13 protein-coding genes are annotated in these 18333 nt (G+C 37.7%); 6 read left to right on the forward strand and 7 right to left on the reverse strand.

Translation table 11 applies throughout. The features are described from left to right. Positions 1–193 precede the first annotated feature (193 nt). Positions 194–2899 carry a hypothetical protein gene (locus tag IQ247_RS25240; RefSeq protein WP_228060018.1) on the forward strand — a complete coding sequence of 902 codons (2706 nt, stop codon included), beginning with the start codon at positions 194–196 and terminating at the stop codon, positions 2897–2899. 255 nt (positions 2900–3154) lie between these two features. Here the strand turns inward: IQ247_RS25240 and IQ247_RS25245 are convergent, their stop codons facing one another. Continuing rightward, entirely contained in the window at positions 3155–3328 is a 174-nt protein-coding gene (locus tag IQ247_RS25245) for a hypothetical protein (RefSeq protein ID WP_193924178.1), read from the reverse strand. Between the two features lie 36 nt (positions 3329–3364). Then, on the reverse strand, positions 3365–4138 hold the full coding sequence (locus IQ247_RS25250; protein WP_193924180.1) for an Rpn family recombination-promoting nuclease/putative transposase: 774 nt from the start codon (positions 4136–4138) through the stop codon (positions 3365–3367). Between the two features lie 766 nt (positions 4139–4904). On the opposite strand from IQ247_RS25250, the gene IQ247_RS25255 reads away from it, so the two are divergent. Next, complete coding sequence (locus tag IQ247_RS25255; protein WP_193924182.1) at positions 4905–9521, forward strand: two-partner secretion domain-containing protein; 4617 nt, start codon at positions 4905–4907, stop codon at positions 9519–9521. A 215-nt stretch (positions 9522–9736) separates the two neighbouring features. Here the strand turns inward: IQ247_RS25255 and IQ247_RS25260 are convergent, their stop codons facing one another. Then, positions 9737–10558 (reverse strand): Rpn family recombination-promoting nuclease/putative transposase, encoded by an 822-nt coding sequence (locus tag IQ247_RS25260; RefSeq protein ID WP_193924183.1) that lies wholly within the window; start codon positions 10556–10558, stop codon positions 9737–9739. Positions 10559–10805: 247 nt separating this feature from the next. Beyond that, complete coding sequence (locus IQ247_RS25265) at positions 10806–12254, reverse strand: FAD-binding domain-containing protein (RefSeq protein ID WP_193924185.1); 1449 nt, start codon at positions 12252–12254, stop codon at positions 10806–10808. A gap of 259 nt (positions 12255–12513) precedes the next feature. Here IQ247_RS25265 and IQ247_RS25270 point away from each other — a divergent pair, with 259 nt between their 5' ends. The 4 genes from IQ247_RS25270 (at position 12514) to IQ247_RS25285 (ending at position 16096) form a co-directional block, all read left to right on the forward strand. Then, positions 12514–13296 carry an SDR family NAD(P)-dependent oxidoreductase gene (locus IQ247_RS25270; protein WP_193924187.1) on the forward strand — a complete coding sequence of 261 codons (783 nt, stop codon included), beginning with the start codon at positions 12514–12516 and terminating at the stop codon, positions 13294–13296. 234 nt (positions 13297–13530) lie between these two features. Further along, positions 13531–14124 carry a TetR/AcrR family transcriptional regulator gene (locus IQ247_RS25275; RefSeq protein WP_228060019.1) on the forward strand — a complete coding sequence of 198 codons (594 nt, stop codon included), beginning with the start codon at positions 13531–13533 and terminating at the stop codon, positions 14122–14124. An 87-nt stretch (positions 14125–14211) separates the two neighbouring features. Further along, on the forward strand, positions 14212–14949 hold the full coding sequence (locus IQ247_RS25280; RefSeq protein WP_193924189.1) for an SDR family oxidoreductase: 738 nt from the start codon (positions 14212–14214) through the stop codon (positions 14947–14949). Between the two features lie 28 nt (positions 14950–14977). Next, positions 14978–16096, forward strand: a complete 1119-nt coding sequence (locus IQ247_RS25285) for an alkene reductase (RefSeq protein WP_193924191.1) — start codon at positions 14978–14980, stop codon at positions 16094–16096. Positions 16097–16366: 270 nt separating this feature from the next. Here the strand turns inward: IQ247_RS25285 and IQ247_RS25290 are convergent, their stop codons facing one another. The 3 genes from IQ247_RS25290 to avd form a co-directional block, all read right to left on the reverse strand. Beyond that, positions 16367–17158, reverse strand: a complete 792-nt coding sequence (locus IQ247_RS25290; protein WP_193924193.1) for a Uma2 family endonuclease — start codon at positions 17156–17158, stop codon at positions 16367–16369. Positions 17159–17545: 387 nt separating this feature from the next. Further along, the gene (locus IQ247_RS32815) at positions 17546–17713 is read right to left on the reverse strand and encodes a hypothetical protein (protein ID WP_228060021.1); all 168 of its coding nucleotides are present in this window, start codon (positions 17711–17713) and stop codon (positions 17546–17548) included. Between the two features lie 77 nt (positions 17714–17790). Beyond that, the gene (gene avd, locus IQ247_RS32825) at positions 17791–18138 is read right to left on the reverse strand and encodes a diversity-generating retroelement protein Avd (protein WP_228060020.1); all 348 of its coding nucleotides are present in this window, start codon (positions 18136–18138) and stop codon (positions 17791–17793) included. Between the last annotated feature and the right edge of the window lie 195 nt (positions 18139–18333).

Consider the following 18333-nt stretch of genomic DNA (forward strand, 5'->3'; position numbering starts at 1 on the left):
AACCGCGACTACACAAACAAAAACCCCTCCCCAACCCTCCCCTTGCTAAGGGGAGGGTTGGGGAGGGGTGTACGGGAGCAACCCGCTGATATTACTATAGAGTTGATTTTTATTCGCAGTGTTTAGTCAATCATTTTCAAAATATTCTAGTGTTTGTGTTTACTTAACAAGCATTACTTTAATCAATTTTCTGATGATAGTTCAGAGTAAAGCTACGGTTATCTCTGATGTCAATTTAATCGAAACTCATAAACATTCTCAAACAGAGGTGATTCCATCTTCAAAACAGATAGAATCCCCAACTGTTGCACAAACAATCACTCCGGAATCAATCAAGGTTGTTCCTCAACCTAACGATATTCTGATTCCAGAAAAACTAGAGTCTGATTCTAGCGATTCTCAACAAAAACAACCAGTAACTCCAAAAGAGGAAATTGATAATCCAGCTTTAAAGAAACAAGTTTTAGAATTATATATTCTCAATTCGATTAGTAATAGTGCAAAAAGATATCCGTGGTTAATCAATCCTACAGATAATTTAAATTTTTCTCCGGAAACATTTAATCCAATTCGAGAAAAAACCTATACTAATTTTGATATCAAATTTGCTCAAGAACAGCCAATTGTTGATAAATTAACCGTTGCTAATTTTCGACAACCAGAGCAATTCTATTGGATATTACCTGACAATCGAATTGTCATAGAAACCAAAGGATTACAAGCGGGAATTTTGTATCAAGGAGAAACAACTGAACTGGAAAATAAACTGAAATTGAAGTTAAGTCAAGCATTATGGGGAATGCAATCAGTTATAGTTTTACCTCAACGTTTTGAAGATTTAATTGGTGAAGTTGATGTCAGTAATTTTTCGATTCAAACAACCGTAGCCGAATTAGTTACTCCAGAAGGTGTGATTGCTCCTCCAGTTACAATTAATAATACTAATTCCAATAATTCAAATACAATCAAACCGATTTCAGAATTAGTAGTCACTCCCAAAGTAGGGAGCGCTTCGACTCGAAATCCTCAAGGTGGTGGAGCATTATTCCGCAATTTAGATGCAAAAAATGCACCTCAAATTCTTCAAGCATTTCCCACAAATAATTTAAAACCACTATTAGAAGCAGAAGGTTTATTTAAAGGAGCATTTATTCCCCAAGATGTTTTAGCAAAAACCGGATTCTTCTGGGAAAATCCTCTTACCGGAGAACAATCAAAATTTCAACCGGAAATCACATCTACACCTGGAATTAAAGTTGCTCAGGGTGATAAATTTGATAACTTAGATTTGTTAAATGTATTAATCAATCCTTATCTCAAGCAACAACAAAGAGATAATTACTATTTTAATTCGTTATTTTGGGTTTCATTAGGTCAAAGACAACCAAAAATTGTCGAAAATATCATTGATAAACAAGAAGACGATTCTCACAGACTATATTTGAGTAATCCTCACAACCGGACTTTATTACAGTATGATTCCACAGAAGTAAAAGCAACTTACCATAACGTATTTGCGAATCCTGGTATTTCTCTTTCCTTCAACCAAGGAAAAGTTGACAAATTACAAACAGCTAATACCACACTCAGTTTATTAATGGGAGGAATTTTTGCATCAATTCAACCTCCACAGTTAGAACAAAGTCTAGAAGAAGCGAAAGTTAAATATAATCAGCAAGAAAATTTAGCTGCTCTCAACTCCAAAGCAACATCACAACAAAGAAAAGAAATCAATCAAAGATTAAATAGAACCTTATTTTTAACTAACAACACTAGTAGTTTAGAACAAGTTTCTGGTAAATTTACCTTCCCTAGTTCAATTACACCAAAAAAATCTCATCTTTGGCAAATCCGTACAGGAAATCATCGGAGAACCGTACAATTTATTCAAAAAGAAAGCGAGTGGATAGAAGGAGATACATATATTTCTAAAATACGACTTTCTAACGATGATTTTGGTCCATTAACATTTATTGGTTTACCTATTCCTTTAAATCAAACATCGATACAACCCGTTAATCGTTCCTCTGCTCTAGAAATTAAATTGATTAATCCAGATGGTGAACAGTTTGTGCAGAACTTTAACTCATCAGATTTAACAATGGTACCGATGAATATTCGTGCATTTGATATGGCTTCTGACCGTATAGAATTAACTCAAATTGGTCAACTAAATCATAAATTTCAAATTTTTAACGGTTCTTTATCTTTACCAACAGTAGAAGCTTTATGGTCAGGTTCATCAGGAAATTGGAATTACGGTATTAATTCAGGTCTTTGGTTTAACTTAAATTCAGCATCTGCATTCAACGTCGCTAACAATAATGCTGGTAAACAAGAACCAGGATTAGGTGTTTATATGAATGGTTTATTAAATTTAATTAGTAATGATGTGAAAGTCAATGCAGAGGGTAAAACACAATCAGTTACTACCCATGTTCCAACCTTACGATTTCACTGGAATAGTGCAGCAAATTCACTCAATCCATCTTATTTAAACTTAAGCTATTCAATGTTTCATCAAAATCAAAAATTCAACTATTCTCTCACACCAGGAATTATCATCATTGATGATAATTCTCGTTTAAAAGAATCAGCATTTATTCAAACCAACTGGGGCTGGAATACAGGTTGGAACATTAAAGGAACAATGGAAATCAATGATAATTTTTATTATTCCCTAGAAGGATTAAAAAAACTTAATCCAAATTGGTCTGTTGGAAGTTATTTTAAAAATTATCGTAATACAAATAATGGTTTTAATAGCCGTGTTTCTGATTTATCTTATGGATTAATCATCCAAAATAATTTATCAGGTAATAATAGCTTTTGGCAATCTAAACTTGGTATCAGTGGAAATAGTTTTGACGCTCAATTTCAAGGTAGTTTGCGTTTTTAAAGGGAAGAGGGAAGAGGGAAGAGGGAAAAAGAGAATCAGAAGTCGGGTTTCTACCATTTAAACATCGCTTCTAACTCCTATCCCCCAGGAAAATTAGCTATCTCTATGAAACCTCTTTCCTCTGCGTACTCTGCGTCTCTGCGGTTTTTTTTATCGGTAATCTTCTGCCGGGAAGGGAGTAAACATCGTTCACACCAGAAATTCTCATCAAAACCCGACTTCTATGATTATTGTCGTAGTTGGTGGGGTATAATTTCATGAAGGCTTATTAACAACCTGTTGAACTACTTCAACATCTAGCTCAAGTGCTTGTGCTATTTGTTGTGTCGTTAAACCCATTTTAAGTAACCGAGGGATAGTTTCTAATTTTGTCTCTTCCCTAACTTCTTGATAAAAACGGGTTTGCTTCCACTCACTTAAACCAAACATTGCTTCTAACTCCTGACGACTATAACAATCAAAACTTTATTTTTCGTTTTGCTGATTAACAACCTGTCGCACCATTTCAATATCTAATTTCAAAACCCGTGCAATTTGTTCGATAGTCAAACCTTCCTTCAAAAGTTCTGGGATAGTTTCTAATTTTGTCTCTTCCCTAACTTCTTGATAAAAACGGGTTTGCTTCCACTCACTTAAACCAAACATTGCTTCTAACTCCTGACGACTATAGGACGAAAATTTATAAACCAGCATCCTTTCTACTAATTCTAAAAGATTGCTACGGTTTGCTGCATCTGCTTGCTTGACTGATTCAATTAAACTTCTTGCTTGTTGTACTGCTTCATTTTCTGGTGCGACTACCAGCTTGATAATTCCCAAACCAATCGAACTATTAGGAGCATCATCTATTTCATCTAGATAAATTATACGAATATATCCAGCAGCAAACAAAGCCTGATAAGCTAGGGGAACACCGCGATCGAAACTGCGTTTAGCCCAAAGAACAACACCCTGACAAGTTCGATTTGGTTTATATTGATTTAAATAAACCCCAGCCTCAGTAATTATTCGCCAATACAAATCCTCATCTGGTTGGAACTGTACTTCAACAAAATATATTGGTTCTTCTGGAAATTGCGGTTTAGGTAAAAATACCCCATCAATCCGTCGTGTAAGCTCTTTGACTTCCACAGAAGAAAATTCGTAGCGCAATGCTAGATTTGGAGGTTGTTCTAACAGTTCAAATAAAACACTGGGAAGATTTTGCAGCAAAGTATAAAAAATTGTGTCGGTTTTCATTCCTCAAAGATGCACTACTATAAGCGGTTTTAATTAACTGATTTAATTAGCTTACGATAATTTGATCATTTGGGAATTGGGAATTGGGAATTGGTAATTGGTAATTGGTGGTTGAAACCGCGACTACATAAACAAAATCCACGCACCAGGTGGATTTAAATACGAATAGCCGCAACCGGCACAATTTTCTTGTAGGGTGTGTAGTTTAGAATAAATTTTAACGTAGCAATAAGTCTTATAGCGTCACGCACCAACCAGTGACTCTGACATTCACCCGACGCGGGTGCGGTGAGAAATTGAGTAAATAGTCTCTAACCAAATAACGATGCTTGTTGTATAATTATTGCTAAATTGCTTTGGGGTGATTCGTCGGGTTTTTACAATCTAAACATCGTTCACACCAGAAACTCTCATCAAAACTTAAGAGGATGTTTTTCAAGTATCCGGCGGTTAAAACCGCAGCTACACAAACAAAATCCACCGTAAGGTGGATTAAAAAAACAACCCGCTCAGGCGGGTTTCGTCTGTGTAGCCGCGACTTCTAGTCGCCAGGTAAAAAGTATCCGGCGGTTAAAACCGCAGCTACACAAACAAAATCCACCGTAAGGTGGATTAAAAAAACAACCCGCTCAGGCGGGTTTCGTCTGTGTAGCCGCGACTTCTAGTCGCCAGGTAAAGTATTAAACTAGACTTTTAAAACATCGTTCACACCAGAAACTCTCATCAAAACCCTACTCCCTACTCCCTACTCCCTAATCCCATATAAATGAAAATAAATTTACGAATTTGCCTTTGGTATTTACCCTTATTAACTCTTTTCACCTTAACTACCACTAAAGTTGCTGCTCAAATTATTCCAGATAATACTCTCGGTAGTGAAAAATCTGTGGTAACACCGCTTAATCCCCAAGTTTACCGCATTGATGGGGGTACGGTTCGCGGAATTAATCTATTCCACAGTTTTCAGGATTTTAATATCAGGGAAGGTAATTCTGTCTATTTCGCAAATCCAGCAACGATTAATAATATTTTCACTCGTGTGACGGGAAGTAATTCTTCTCATCTATTGGGAAAGTTGGGTGTTTTGGGTGATGCTAATCTCTATTTTTTTAATCCTCATGGAATTATATTCGGACAGAATGCTAGTTTGGATATCAGAGGTTCTTTTGTCGCCAGTACTACTAATAGTTTAATCTTTCCTGATAATAAAAAGTTTAGCGCTACTAATCCGGAAGCTGCACCTCTGTTAAGTAATTATGTTGCGGCTCCTGTGGGTTTGCAGTTTGAAGGAATGTCTGGAATGATTAGTAATGCTGGTAATTTACAAGTTGGACAAGATTTGACTTTAGCAGCTGGTAATCTCGATTTACAAAATCAACTTCACGCAGGTGGAGATTTGAAGCTACAAGCTACGGATACTGTAAAGATTAGGGATAGTAAGGATAATCCTTTTATCGCTAGTGCTGGTGGTAGTTTACAAATAACTAGTCTTTTTCTAGAAGATTATTGGAATAAAAACCGCAGAGGCGCTGAGAGCGCTGAGGAAGGAGGTAAGGAGAGATTAGACATTTTTGCTTTAAATCATCCTAATAGCGGTTTATTCTCTGGTGGGGATATGGTGTTACAGAGTGAGAAGCAGGTTGGAGGGGATGCTCGTTTTACTGCTGGGGGGAATTTTCGGATTGAAAAGTTGGATGGAAGTTTGGGAGATTTATATAGTCCTTATGATCCAATTATTTTTGCAGCAGGAGATGTGAGTTTAGGAAATTATTTTGGAGCTTCTTTACACATTCTGGCTGGGGGAAGTGTCACTTTGGGTAATGTCGATATTTTATTTGCTGACTCAGCGGATAATACAATTAATCCTGATAATAATACTCTTTTCAATAACAGCGATCGCATTGCAAGTTTAGCAAATGTCAGTTTATCTGATGGCACAGAATTAATTATCGATGGTAGTAGGAAACCAAGTTTAGATGTAAGAGCAGGTATAGATTGGTCAAGTTTTGAGGGAGGAGTTCCTGCTAATATTAATACAGGTTTTATTATTCCTAATTTTAACGATACAGCAACCAGCGCCGATATTAATGTGGGAAATATAAATATCTTTTTACCTTTTACTGATGGTGGTAAGGTATTTCTGAGTAATCAGTATCGTCCTAATAGTTCCTTATCAGGTAATATTACCGTCAACGGGGACATTGACACAACAGATTTTGCTGATGGTGGTGCTGTGACTGTTGATTCTCGTGGAGGAATTTCTCTCAAAGGTAATATAGATGCTTCTTCATTTAGTAATTCAGGTAAGGGTGGTGATATTACTTTACTTGCTGAGCAAGATATTGCTTTAAATCCGGGAGTTAACATTTTCTCTCAGGGAGCAGTCGGTGGGACAATTACATTTAATAGTGCTGGAAATATTTTTCTCACAAGTAGCTTTATTGATAATCGCAGTTTTAATAGTACACCAAAGGATATTACACCTCAAGGTGGAGATATTAATATCACTGCTAATTCTTTATTATTAAGTGAATTTTCTGAATTGAATGCTAGTACACAAGGATTTGCAAACGCGGGTGATGTCAATATTGATATTAGTGGTACAGCAAAAGTCGATTATTCCAATATTTTCAGTCGAGTTAATCTAGATGGTGTGGGTAATGCAGGGAACCTCAATATTAGTGTAGGTTCTCTTGAAGTCACAGACGGAACTAATTTGCAATCCCGTACAAGGGGACAGGGAAATGCTGGAGATATCAATATTGTAGCCAGAGATGAAGTGAAATTTGCTGGCATACGGGATGGATTTATCCCTATTGCTACGAGTGAAGTGAGTAATGGAGCTATCGGTAATGCAGGTGATATCAATATTACAGTTACTAATGGTTCTGTAAATATTCAAGATAGCGCTAAACTATTAACCAGAACTTTGGGTACGGGAAATGCTGGAAATGTAAATATTGATGTTTCCGACAGCCTCAAATTGGATTTTGCTGATATCTTGACAAATGTAATATCGCAAACTGGTAATCAAGCAGGCGATATTAATATTAAAGCCAATTCCGTTGAAGTACTCAATGGTGCAAATCTAAGTACTGATACTTTTGGTAAGGGAAATGCCGGAAATATTAATATTACTGCTACAGATAAAGTTAAATTTGATGGAGTTAGCAGTGACGGAGAGTTTCGCAGTTCTGTTTTTGCTGGTGTCGATTTCGGTGCTGAAGGTAATGCGGGAAATATCAATATTGATACTCAATTATTCGAGATGAGCGATCGCGCTTTAGTTAGTATCAGTAATAATGGAATCGGAAATCCTGGAAATATCAGTATTAATGCTCATACAGTTTCTTTAAATAGCAGCGATATCAGCGCCATCGCTTCTTTTGGAAATGCAGGTAATGTTAAAGTAGAAGCTAGGGATTCTGTTGCTTTAAAACAGAGTAATATTTTAACCTCTGTCGGGTCTGAAAATGGTAACGGTGGTAACATTAACATTGATGGAAAATCGCTGTTGTTAACCGATGGTTCTCTGCTCGGAGGTTTCCAAACTACCGATACAACAAATGCAGGAAGTGCTGGAAACATTAGTGTGAAAACCGACGAATTTGTTACTATCGACAACAGTAGTACTATTTCAGCTTCAGCTTTTACAGGTTCTGGTGGTGATATTTTAATTGAAACAGCAAAATTCAGTCTACAAAATGGCTCTCGAATCACAGCCTTTGTATCAGGTGATCAACCAGCATCGAGCTTCACTATCAACGCTACAGATTCAGTAGAATTAAGTGGTGATGATAGTTTTTTGTCCATTGATGCTTTAGGAAATGGAGATGCAGGAACTTTAACAATTAACACCGGAAAATTGATTGTCAAAGATGGAGCAAGTATATCAAGTTCAGCGGCTTTAACTCCAGGATTAAGTGAAGAATTTGGTTTCCCATTACCAACAGGAACAGGAAAAGCTGGTAATTTAGAAATTAATGCTCGCGAGTCAGTGCAAATCATTGGAACTACACCTGATGGTTTTGCTCTTAGCTCATTGAGAAGTACTGGAGGAGGTGGAGACGGTGGTAACATCAAAATTACTACTCCTAAATTAACAGTTACCGACGGAGCAGAAATAACTGCTATTACTACAGGTACTGGGAAAGGAGGAACAATTCAAATTGATGCAACATCTTCAGTTGAAGTCACTGGAAAACATCCCGTTTTCAACATAATTCGCAGTAGAATTACAACTAGTAGTGGTGGAAGTAATTTAGCCACCGGAGATGCTGGTAACATCAAGATTACTACACCTCAATTAACAGTTAGCGATGGAGCAGAAATATCGGCTTTAACTACGGGAGGAGGAAAAGGAGGAACCATTGAATTCAATTCCCAATCTATTTCCTTAAACAATGGGGTACAAATCACTGCTACCACATTAGGAGAAAAAAAAGCTGGTAATATTATCTTGAACGCAGATAATCTAGAAATTATTAATAACGCTCAAATCAATACCTCTACCTCTAATAGTGGAGATGCAGGAGATATTATCCTCACAGTCAAAGACGATATTACCCTCACCGGAGAAAAAGCCGGCATATTCGCCAACACCGCCGAAAATTCCACAGGTAAAGGCGGTAAAATAATCATCGACCCAATCATTGTCACCGTAAAAGATGGTGCGGCGATCGCGGTTAACAGTCAAGGAGAAGGAATCGGTGGCGATATAGAATTAATTGCAGGCACCCTCAACCTTGATAATGGTTTTATAAATGCCAAAACTCGGAGTAATACAGGCGGAAATATCACTCTCAAGGTAGATGACATAATTTTGATGTTCCACAATAGCCAAATATCCACCACCGCAGGAGATGCACAATTTGGCGGAAATGGCGGAAATATTATTATTAATACCCCCTTTATAGTTGCGTTTCCTGTAAAAGGTGAAGGGAACGACATCACAGCGAATGCATTTACAGGAAACGGTGGTAGCGTCAATATTAACAGTCAATTCTTATTTGGTATTGAATCCCGGAATAAACCAACCTTCCTCAACGATATTACGGCTAGTTCTGAATTCGGTCTAAATGGTAGCGTAAATATCAACACCCCTGGAATTGACCCAACTCGTAGCTTAACAAACTTACCACAAGAGAGAGTTAATGCAGAAGTAAGCCAGAATTGTCAAGCAAATAGGGGAGATACAAAAACTGAATTTTACAACATTGGAACAGGTGGTATTCCCTATAATCCAGATGCTTTACATAATGCAGAACCATTTATAAATCAAGATTTGATTCCCCTTCAACTGAATGGGGAAAGTAAGTTGAGTAGTGAGAATGTGAATACGCAACAGTTAACCGTTATTAGAGAGAGTTTACCTTGTGAGTAGAAAGGGAACAGGCAACGGTGATAAATCTTATAAAAACCCGACTTCTCACTCCTTTCCCGGCAGAAGATTACGGATAAAAAAACCGCAGAGACAAGACAGTGCGTTGCGGGGGTTCCCCCCGTTGTAGCAACTGTCGTGCAGAGAGCGCAGAGGAAAGAGGTTTCATAGAGATGGGTAATCTTAAAGCGGTTTGGGGGGAGTAATTATTTAAAAAATTATTGTTCCCGTACAACTTGTCTTACAGTTTCCAAATCTAAACTCAACTGTTCAGCAATTTGCTCAACACTTATTCCTGCTTGTAACAACAAAGGTACTGCTGCAAGCTTACCTCTTAATTCCCCTGCTTGTTGCCCTTCTTCTTTACCTTCCTCTTTACCTTCTTCAAACGCTTCTTGATAAACTCGCGTTTGCTTGAGTTCACTTAATCCCAACATAGCTTCTATCTCTTCTCTTCCTAAATTTGGAAATTTATAAACAAACACAGTCTCTATTAATTGTATAAACTTTCTTTGCTTTTCGGCATCTTGAAGCTGACGAGTTCGTTTAACTAATTCTCTCGCGCTTTCGGTAGCAATTTCTTTTCTCAAACTAATCAACTGTAATAAACTTAATCCTAATGATTGGTTGGGTTTTGCTTCTAATTCATCTAAGTAAATCCTGATAAAACGAGGACTATCAGCAAAATCTTCATACTGAATGGGTAAGCGTGGATCAAGACTGCGTTTAATAAAAATTAAAACAGCGCACCAATCATTTACAGGTTGGTAATCGTGTAAATACAAGAATATTTCACTAAATAAGCTGGAATAAACAACTTTCTTTGTATCTTTATATCCTTGTACTTCTACAAATACAATCGGTAAATCTGTCGCATAAATCGGAGGTAAAAGTATACCATCCATGCGAAAACTAGTTTGTTTGACTTCAAGTGAAGCAAAAGTGTATGTTGTATTTCTAGCAGATTGTTTACCAATCAGTTCAAATACAATGTCTGGGTCTGTTTGAAATATTTCGTAGAAAAGACTATCGGTTTGCATTGCGGATTGTACTTTAAAATCGAAAAACTATAGGAATAGGATGTAATTAATGTTAGCAAGTTGATGGTGCGTGACGCTACAAGTCTTATCGCTACGTTCAAATTTATTCTAAACTACACACCCTACAAGAAAATATGCCTTTTTGCTAAGTCCTATTATCCTTAAAGTTACAAAATATTACCCATAACCCATAACCTATAACCTATTACCTATAACCTATTACCTATTACCTATTACCTATTACCTATTACCTATTACCTACTCCCTGTTCTTTTTGATTCTTATACATTTCTTTAAAAGTCTTTTGTTGCTGTTTATGCTCTACAATTGGTTCGGGATAACCGACAGCTTGACGTTCTAAAGGAGTAATTTTTCCTGTTACTAAATATTCCGTATCTATTGAACGCAATTCCGGCAACCATTGCCGAATATATTCGCCTTCCGGGTCAAATTTTTGTGCTTGAGATGCAGGATTAAAAATTCTTACTGGTTTGGGGTCCATTCCACTAGAAGCACTCCATTGCCAACCACCATTATTAGCAGATAAATCCCCATCAATTAATCTTTGCATAAAATATTTTTCGCCTAATTGAGGATTAATTAATAAGTCTTTGGTCAAGAAACTAGCAACAATCATTCGACAACGATTGTGCATCCAACCAATTTGATTTAATTGTCGCATTGCAGCATCAACAATTGGATATCCGGTTTTTCCTTCACACCAAGCTTGAAAATGTACTTCGTTAGTTTCCCAAGGAAAGTTTTTGAAAGTATCACGATAAGCACCCGATGCTAATTCTGGAAAATGATACATTGCGTGTTGATAAAATTCTCTCCAAGCTATCTCTTTTTGCCAAGTACGAATATTATTTGCTAATTCATCACTACGACTATTTTCTAATGCATCTTCGGTGGCTTTCCAAACAGTACGAATTCCGATGACACCAAATTTTAAAGCTGCACTTAATCTTGATGTACCATCAATTGCCGGAAAATTTCTTTGTTCTTGATATTCATTAATATTGGTAAAACAAAATTCTTCTAATCTTTCTTGGGCTGCTTTTTCCCCTGGTTCAATTATTAATTCCCCATCCCAGTTAAATCCTAAATCCTTCGCTGTGGGTAATTCAACAACTCCTGTTTGTGTGGCAATTTCTTGTTCTTCTATTGTTAATCCCTCGAATTTATCAACAATCTCTACGGGACAATCTTTCGGTTTGCTGCTCCAATTCTTCCAAAAAGGAGTATACACTGTATAGGGATTATTTGAACCAGTACGAATCAAATCTGGCGAATTTAATAATTGATCCCAATTCTTTTCTAAATACTCAATACCTTGTTCTTGTAGCGCATTAATTACATTAATATCTCGTTCCTGGGAATAAGATTCCACATCCCAATTCCAAAATACAGCTTTAACCTGCAAAGCCTTTGCTAATTTGGGAATTGCTTTTACTGGATTATCTTGTAAAATTAATAATTGACTGCCCATTTGGGTGTATTTTTCTTGGAGTTTCTGTAAACAACCAATCATATAAGTCACCCTTACCGCTGCAACATCATCCCCTTTGAGAATATTTGGATCAAGACAGAAAACACCCACCACCTTACGACTTTTTTCCAACGCTGCGGCAATTCCGGTATTATCAGAAATACGTAAATCGCGACGATGCCAAAACAAAATTAAATCGGACATAATATCTTGATTCAATAGTTCTATTGTACTAAAATTTTATTGTACCAATAATTAGGTTAAAGGTTAAAGCTCAAAGGTCAAAGGTCAAAGGTTAAAGGTTAGAGGTTCAATTACCAATTACCAATTACCCATTATCCATTACCCATTACCCATTACCAATTACCCATTACCAATTTTTTGTTATATGACTTTAGATAGTTAGAACTAGGTACCAAGTATTGTTAACATTTGTCAGGTAGTTAACTATGTATTAATCAAAATGCCAACAGCCTTAATTACTGGTGCTTCCGGTGGTATCGGTAAAAGCTTTGCTCTTAAACTTGCTGCACAAAATACAAATCTTATTATTGTTGCACGTTCCGAAGATAAATTGAATGCTCTTGCTCAACAGTTACGAGAACAATACAACATTCAAGTTGATGTGATTGTCAAAGACTTAACTCAACCATCGGCGACGAAGGAAGTATTTGACGCTACTATTACCAAAGGTTTGACAGTAGATTTACTGGTAAATAACGCTGGTTTTGGGGACTATGGTGAATTTGCTCAAACCGATGGCGATCGCCAAGTGCAAATGGTACAATTAAATAATGTAGCGCTGATCGATTTAACCCACAGATTTTTACCACAAATGCGCGATCGACGTTCGGGAAGCATTATCAATGTGTCTTCGATTGCAGCATTTCAACCAATACCATATTTATCAGTTTACGCCGCTAGTAAAGCTTTCGTTCGCAGTTTCAGCGAAGCATTATGGGCAGAAAATCGCCAATATGGAGTACGAGTTTTAGTAGTTTGTCCTGGACCGACTGAAACAAACTTTTTCAATGAAGCTAAGTTTCCTCCCGCACTAGCACGCAACGCTCAAAGTATGTCTACCTCTGAAGAAGTAGTAGATCAAGCCTTGAAAGCCTTAGAAGAAGGACGTGCAACCGTTGTAGTTGGAGGTATTGCTTCTCATTTTATCACCAAATTATCCTCAATATTCCCTAGAGAAGCCTTATTGAATGTATTAGAAAAACAGTTTAAAAGCAAAGGTTAAAGGTTGGGTTAGACGCGAAAGCAATATGTAATAGTAATAATCATATTTCTTTGTAGTGTCGTAACTCAACATTCATAATTTGTAGGCAGTGCGATCGCGCAGGTTAACCCACATTTCTCACAAACAAGAAGGAAGTTGGAGTAAGCGGTGAGTAGTGGGAAAATCAATCCGTCACTCAACCCTTACCACTTACTTGTGAGAAATCCAGGTTAACACACCTTGATTTTTATTATTATGAGTACTGATAAACGCAATCAATTAATTAGAGTTGGTAGGGAAATTATTGTCCAACGAGGATTTAATGCGGCAAGTCTTAATGATATATTAACTACCGCAGGCGTTCCCAAAGGTTCGTTTTATTATTATTTCTCTAGTAAAGAAGATTTTGGATTAGCAATTATTGATTATTTTGCTAGTAAGTATCGGGATAAGCTCAAAAATATTTTAGAAGATGAGCGATTTTCTCCTTTGACGCGACTGCGTAATTACTTTGAGTCGGGGATTGCAGAAATGCAACTCTCTCACTGTACTCATGGCTGTTTAATTGGTAATCTTGCTCAAGAATTGTCAGCACAAAACGAAATATTTCGCGATCGCCTTAATCAAGTGTTTGCTGAGTGGGAAAAATATTTTGTTAGATGTTTAAGAGCAGCTTACGAAGTGGGGGAAATTAATGATGATAGCCATCTTGACTATTTTGCTAAGTTTATTCTGTCTAGTTGGCAAGGATCTATTTTACAAGCTAAGGTAACAAAATCTGTTGTACCAATGCAAATTTTTGTCACGGTTATATTCGAGCAAGTTTTAGGTAAATCTACCTCCAGCTAGATTTAATCAAATGCTTAAATAGGTATTATTTTTCATAGACGACTGGTCTACTAGTATGTCAATTACCCAAGAAAGTAAAAATGAATTATGTCCGATATCCAAAATAAAGTAGTGATTATTACAGGTGCAAGCAGTGGTTTAGGGGAAGCTACTGCCCGTAGGTTAGCGAAAAATGGAGCGAAGTTAATGCTTGCGGCCAGGAGAGAAGAACGTCTCAAGGAATTGGTTTCTGACATTCAAAAAGATGGTGGAACAGCCAAGTATCAAGTTACAGATGTTACCAATCATTCGGAAGTTGAAAGCTTAGCGGAAGCAGATCATGAAGCTTACGGACGTATAGATGTTTTGGTTAACAATGCAGGTTTGATGCCTTTGTCACCTTTAGATGAAACAAAGGTTGATGAGTGGGACAAAATGATAGATGTGAATATCAAAGGGGTATTGTACGCCATTGCAGCAGTGTTACCGATAATGCGACAACAAAAATCCGGTCACATAATCAACCTCTCTTCAGTAGCGGGACATAAAGTATTTCCTGCGGGTACAGTTTATTGCGCCACTAAGTTTGCTGTCAAAGCAATTTCAGAAGGAATTAGACTTGAATCCAACGGTGAAATTCGTTCTACCAATATTTCTCCGGGTGCGGTAGATACCGAGTTGACTAATACAATTTCTCATTCGGAGACAGCCAAAGGAGTCAATCAACTGTACTCAGTAGCCATTGATGCTGATGCAATTGCTCGCGCTATTACTTATGCTATCGAGCAACCGGGGGATGTTGATGTTAACGAAATGATTATTCGTCCTACCAAGCAAGAACTTTGATCGAGATATTTACCAAGATTATCAAAATATGACTTCTACAACAAATCTTACCCATCTTCTGAGTCCTTTCAATATCACGGATTTATCTTTAAAAAATCGCGTAGTAATGGCTCCCCTGACTCGCTCTCGTGCAGGTTCCGAAAGAATACCAAATGCTTTAATGGCAGAATACTATGCTCAACGAGCAGGTGCGGGTTTAATTATTACCGAAGGCACTACTATTTCCAAACAAGCAAATGGTTGGCGGCATACACCAGGTATTTATACGGAAGCACAAACACAAGCTTGGAAACAAGTAGTTGATGCAGTACACGCCAAAGGAACACCAATTTTTTTACAGCTTTGGCATACGGGAAGAGCTTCTCACAGTAGTTTTCAGGAAAATAATCAGTTACCAGTTGCACCTTCTGCGATTAAAATTGAAGGTTCCGAAGCTCATACAGCTAAGGGTAAACAGCCCCATGAAACTCCCAGAGCTTTAGAAACACAAGAAATTCCTCAAGTTGTGGAAGATTATCGTCAAGCCGCAGCAAATGCTAAACAAGCTGGTTTTGATGGAGTAGAAATTCACGGTGCTAACGGCTACATCATCGATGAATTTTTGCAATCAAAAACTAATCATCGTACTGATAAATATGGTGGTAGTTTAGAAAATCGCTATCGTTTTTTAAAAGAAATTGTTGAATCGATTCTTACCGTATGGAATGCATCAAGAGTAGGAGTAAGACTTTCTCCTAACGGTAATTATAACGATATGGGTTCACCAGATTTCCGAGAAACTTTTACTTATGTAGCGCAACAGTTGAATCAATATGGGCTAGGTTATTTACATATGATTGACGGTTTGGAGTTTGGTTTTCATGAATTGGGAGAACCAATGACTTTAACCGAAATTAGAAAAGTCTATGACGGTACTTTAATGGGTAACTGTGGTTATGATCGCGAATCAGCAGAAAAGGCGATCGCCAGTGGTGAGGCTGATTTAATTGCTTTTGGCAGATCAATAATTAGTAATCCCGATTTAGTTGCTCGTTTTGCGAATAATTGGCAACTTAATCCCGATCCAGAACCGGCTATTTGGTATTCCTTTGAAGCTAAGGGTTATACAGATTTTCCTACCTATGAAGAATCTGAGGTAGCTGTTTAGGAATATAGTGGTTTTCACTTGGGTGCAATACAAATTTTACCTCACCCCTCTCTTAGCCACCCCTCTCCGATGCCTTGGAGAGGGGAGGGGGTGAGGTTGTATTGGACTCAACTGAAATTTGCTCTAGTGTCGATAACGCATCCTACTATCTAGCAATTGTTTTTTTGTGCAATAGATATAAAGACTTACGCAACCGGCATATTTTCCTAGGGTTAAGCGCTCCCATGCCCCCGTTGAAGTAAGAAATAAATGTCTAGACTTGTCTAGTTTTTATATAGCAGGCAAATTATTTGGATCGATACCTTGAGATTGCAAATAAGCGATTAATCGTTCTTTTTCCTGACGTTCCTGTTCGGCTCGTTGATGCTCCTGCTCGGCTCGTTGACGTTCCAATTCAACTAATTCAACAGCCCAAGGCAATAAATTACCATTCACATCCCACCAACGCAACCAGTAACCAGTTCGAGCTTCTTTTGCTCCTTGCCAAGTTCCTAAAAATAAACCCATGGAATCAATCCAATGACGACCATTTTCGTCAGGTAATTCTAGCTTGTAGCGCTGATTCTCTAGTTTATAAAATTCTAACAAACCGCCGTCTGGGTCAAAAATTACATAAATAGGAACCTGTAATATTTGCTCGTAAAAAAACCATTTTCCTGGTGGGTAAGTTTGTTTTGAGGAATATTCTTCACCTTGGACATATCCTTCACGAGTAGTGTCGGACAAAAATTCCATTACCACCCCAGGGATTTCCCCTTCTAAATTCGGTGTATAGCTTTTGCGGTTGCTGACAATTTCCTTGGTTGCGCTTACATAAACCCAGTCTGGTGCTTTTGCTGTAAATCGTCCATCTAACGTTGCACAAAGCCCAAAATTTGAAGCGATTAACATCTGGGGTTGAATATATCCAATTATTTCCAAGCTTTCACGCAAAGCACCAGCCAGCAACGGCTGACCTGTATTCTCCACTGGCTCATCCTCTAAAATAAAATCATCGGGTAGCGCTTCCCAAGATATTACCATGCCAGCTTTGGATTTGGATTCGCTCAGTTGGGTTGCCATTTTTCACCCCATGTTTTGTCAATTTATTTCTATTTTATCTAGGGTCTGCTGAAAAAGTCTTTTTGTGGGAATAGGGAACTCTTAACAGGGAACAGCTTATGAAACAACCGTTAGATGAAAATTAAGTTTTTCTGTTGATATCGAAGACTGTGAGATGCTTCTTTACGTTACTCTTGACATTCAAATTCTCTCGTTTTCTTTTCAGAATTTATCACTTGCCTTAAGTGAGGGATGTCAAATGGTTACAGCGGATAAAAAGTTTTACAATGCTTTGAAAAACACAAATTTTGCAACTAATCTTTTGTGGATAGAAGATATTTGATTTCAAAGCCCTACTCCCTACTCCCCACTCCCTTTTCCTAATTACGATTTTCAATACCGACTGACTTAATTAGGGTGGGCAACTCTTCGGTAATTACCTACCAAGCTACCCAACCCGGTTTGATTTTCGGATACCGTCACCAGCATCACAGGAACAGGTCTGGACTCTTCTTCGGCACGCTCGATGCATTCCCATACACCGACTCTGGCACAGAAGAGCGCTCGGCGCAACACCGCACACCACCCGAAAACCGTTGTTGTTGTTATCGTTGTCCGGGTTGTTGTTGTTGCGGTTGGCAGAACGGCAATTTTCAGGATTGTTGTTCCACGAACCACCGCGCAGCACTCGGAGTTGCCCATCCCTTCTCTACTCTCTCAACCAGGTGAGAGAAGTAAATATCTCTTGGCGTAATTGCCAAGTATCCCCATGCTCTAAATGAGCAAACCAACTTTGCATTGATTGATTGTAATTGAGTCAGTTTTTCTTGGGCATAACGAGCTACAATCAAATTTTCTAATAAATCATATAGTTTATTCACCGTTCTGTCTGCTAATGTAAATTTATGTACTTTGGGAAGACGATTCAATATTGGAACGTACCATTTAATTAAGTCGTATGTTTTCTGGATTATTGGCAATTCTTCTTGCAATTGTGGCATTCTCTTGCAGGGTGTGTTAGACGCACGACTATATCTCACTTTCAACAATAACTTAAATGCGTCTAACGCACCATCTGTTTTCTGGTGCGTTACGGCAAATTTTTAATTATATCACAATACGGTTCAGTTAAAGCCAAAAATCTTGATATATGTAGGTTGGGTTGAGGAACGTTCACCGTAGGTGTGCCGAAGGCA

This window comes from Plectonema cf. radiosum LEGE 06105, assembly GCF_015207665.1.
In the GTDB taxonomy this organism is placed as follows: Bacteria; Cyanobacteriota; Cyanobacteriia; order Cyanobacteriales; family Nostocaceae; genus Rivularia; species Rivularia radiosa_A.

What these genes read in the sequence shown, in the direction of transcription:
- IQ247_RS25240 (WP_228060018.1), top strand. Translation starts at nt 194, where the DNA reads ATGATAGTTCAGAGTAAAGCTACGGTTATCTCTGATGTCAATTTAATC.
- IQ247_RS25245 (WP_193924178.1), bottom strand. Translation starts at nt 3,328, where the DNA reads ATGTTTGGTTTAAGTGAGTGGAAGCAAACCCGTTTTTATCAAGAAGTT.
- IQ247_RS25250 (WP_193924180.1), bottom strand. Translation starts at nt 4,138, where the DNA reads ATGAAAACCGACACAATTTTTTATACTTTGCTGCAAAATCTTCCCAGT.
- IQ247_RS25255 (WP_193924182.1), top strand. Translation starts at nt 4,905, where the DNA reads ATGAAAATAAATTTACGAATTTGCCTTTGGTATTTACCCTTATTAACT.
- IQ247_RS25260 (WP_193924183.1), bottom strand. Translation starts at nt 10,558, where the DNA reads ATGCAAACCGATAGTCTTTTCTACGAAATATTTCAAACAGACCCAGAC.
- IQ247_RS25265 (WP_193924185.1), bottom strand. Translation starts at nt 12,254, where the DNA reads ATGTCCGATTTAATTTTGTTTTGGCATCGTCGCGATTTACGTATTTCT.
- IQ247_RS25270 (WP_193924187.1), top strand. Translation starts at nt 12,514, where the DNA reads ATGCCAACAGCCTTAATTACTGGTGCTTCCGGTGGTATCGGTAAAAGC.
- IQ247_RS25275 (WP_228060019.1), top strand. Translation starts at nt 13,531, where the DNA reads ATGAGTACTGATAAACGCAATCAATTAATTAGAGTTGGTAGGGAAATT.
- IQ247_RS25280 (WP_193924189.1), top strand. Translation starts at nt 14,212, where the DNA reads ATGTCCGATATCCAAAATAAAGTAGTGATTATTACAGGTGCAAGCAGT.
- IQ247_RS25285 (WP_193924191.1), top strand. Translation starts at nt 14,978, where the DNA reads ATGACTTCTACAACAAATCTTACCCATCTTCTGAGTCCTTTCAATATC.
- IQ247_RS25290 (WP_193924193.1), bottom strand. Translation starts at nt 17,158, where the DNA reads ATGGCAACCCAACTGAGCGAATCCAAATCCAAAGCTGGCATGGTAATA.
- avd (WP_228060020.1), bottom strand. Translation starts at nt 18,138, where the DNA reads ATGCCACAATTGCAAGAAGAATTGCCAATAATCCAGAAAACATACGAC.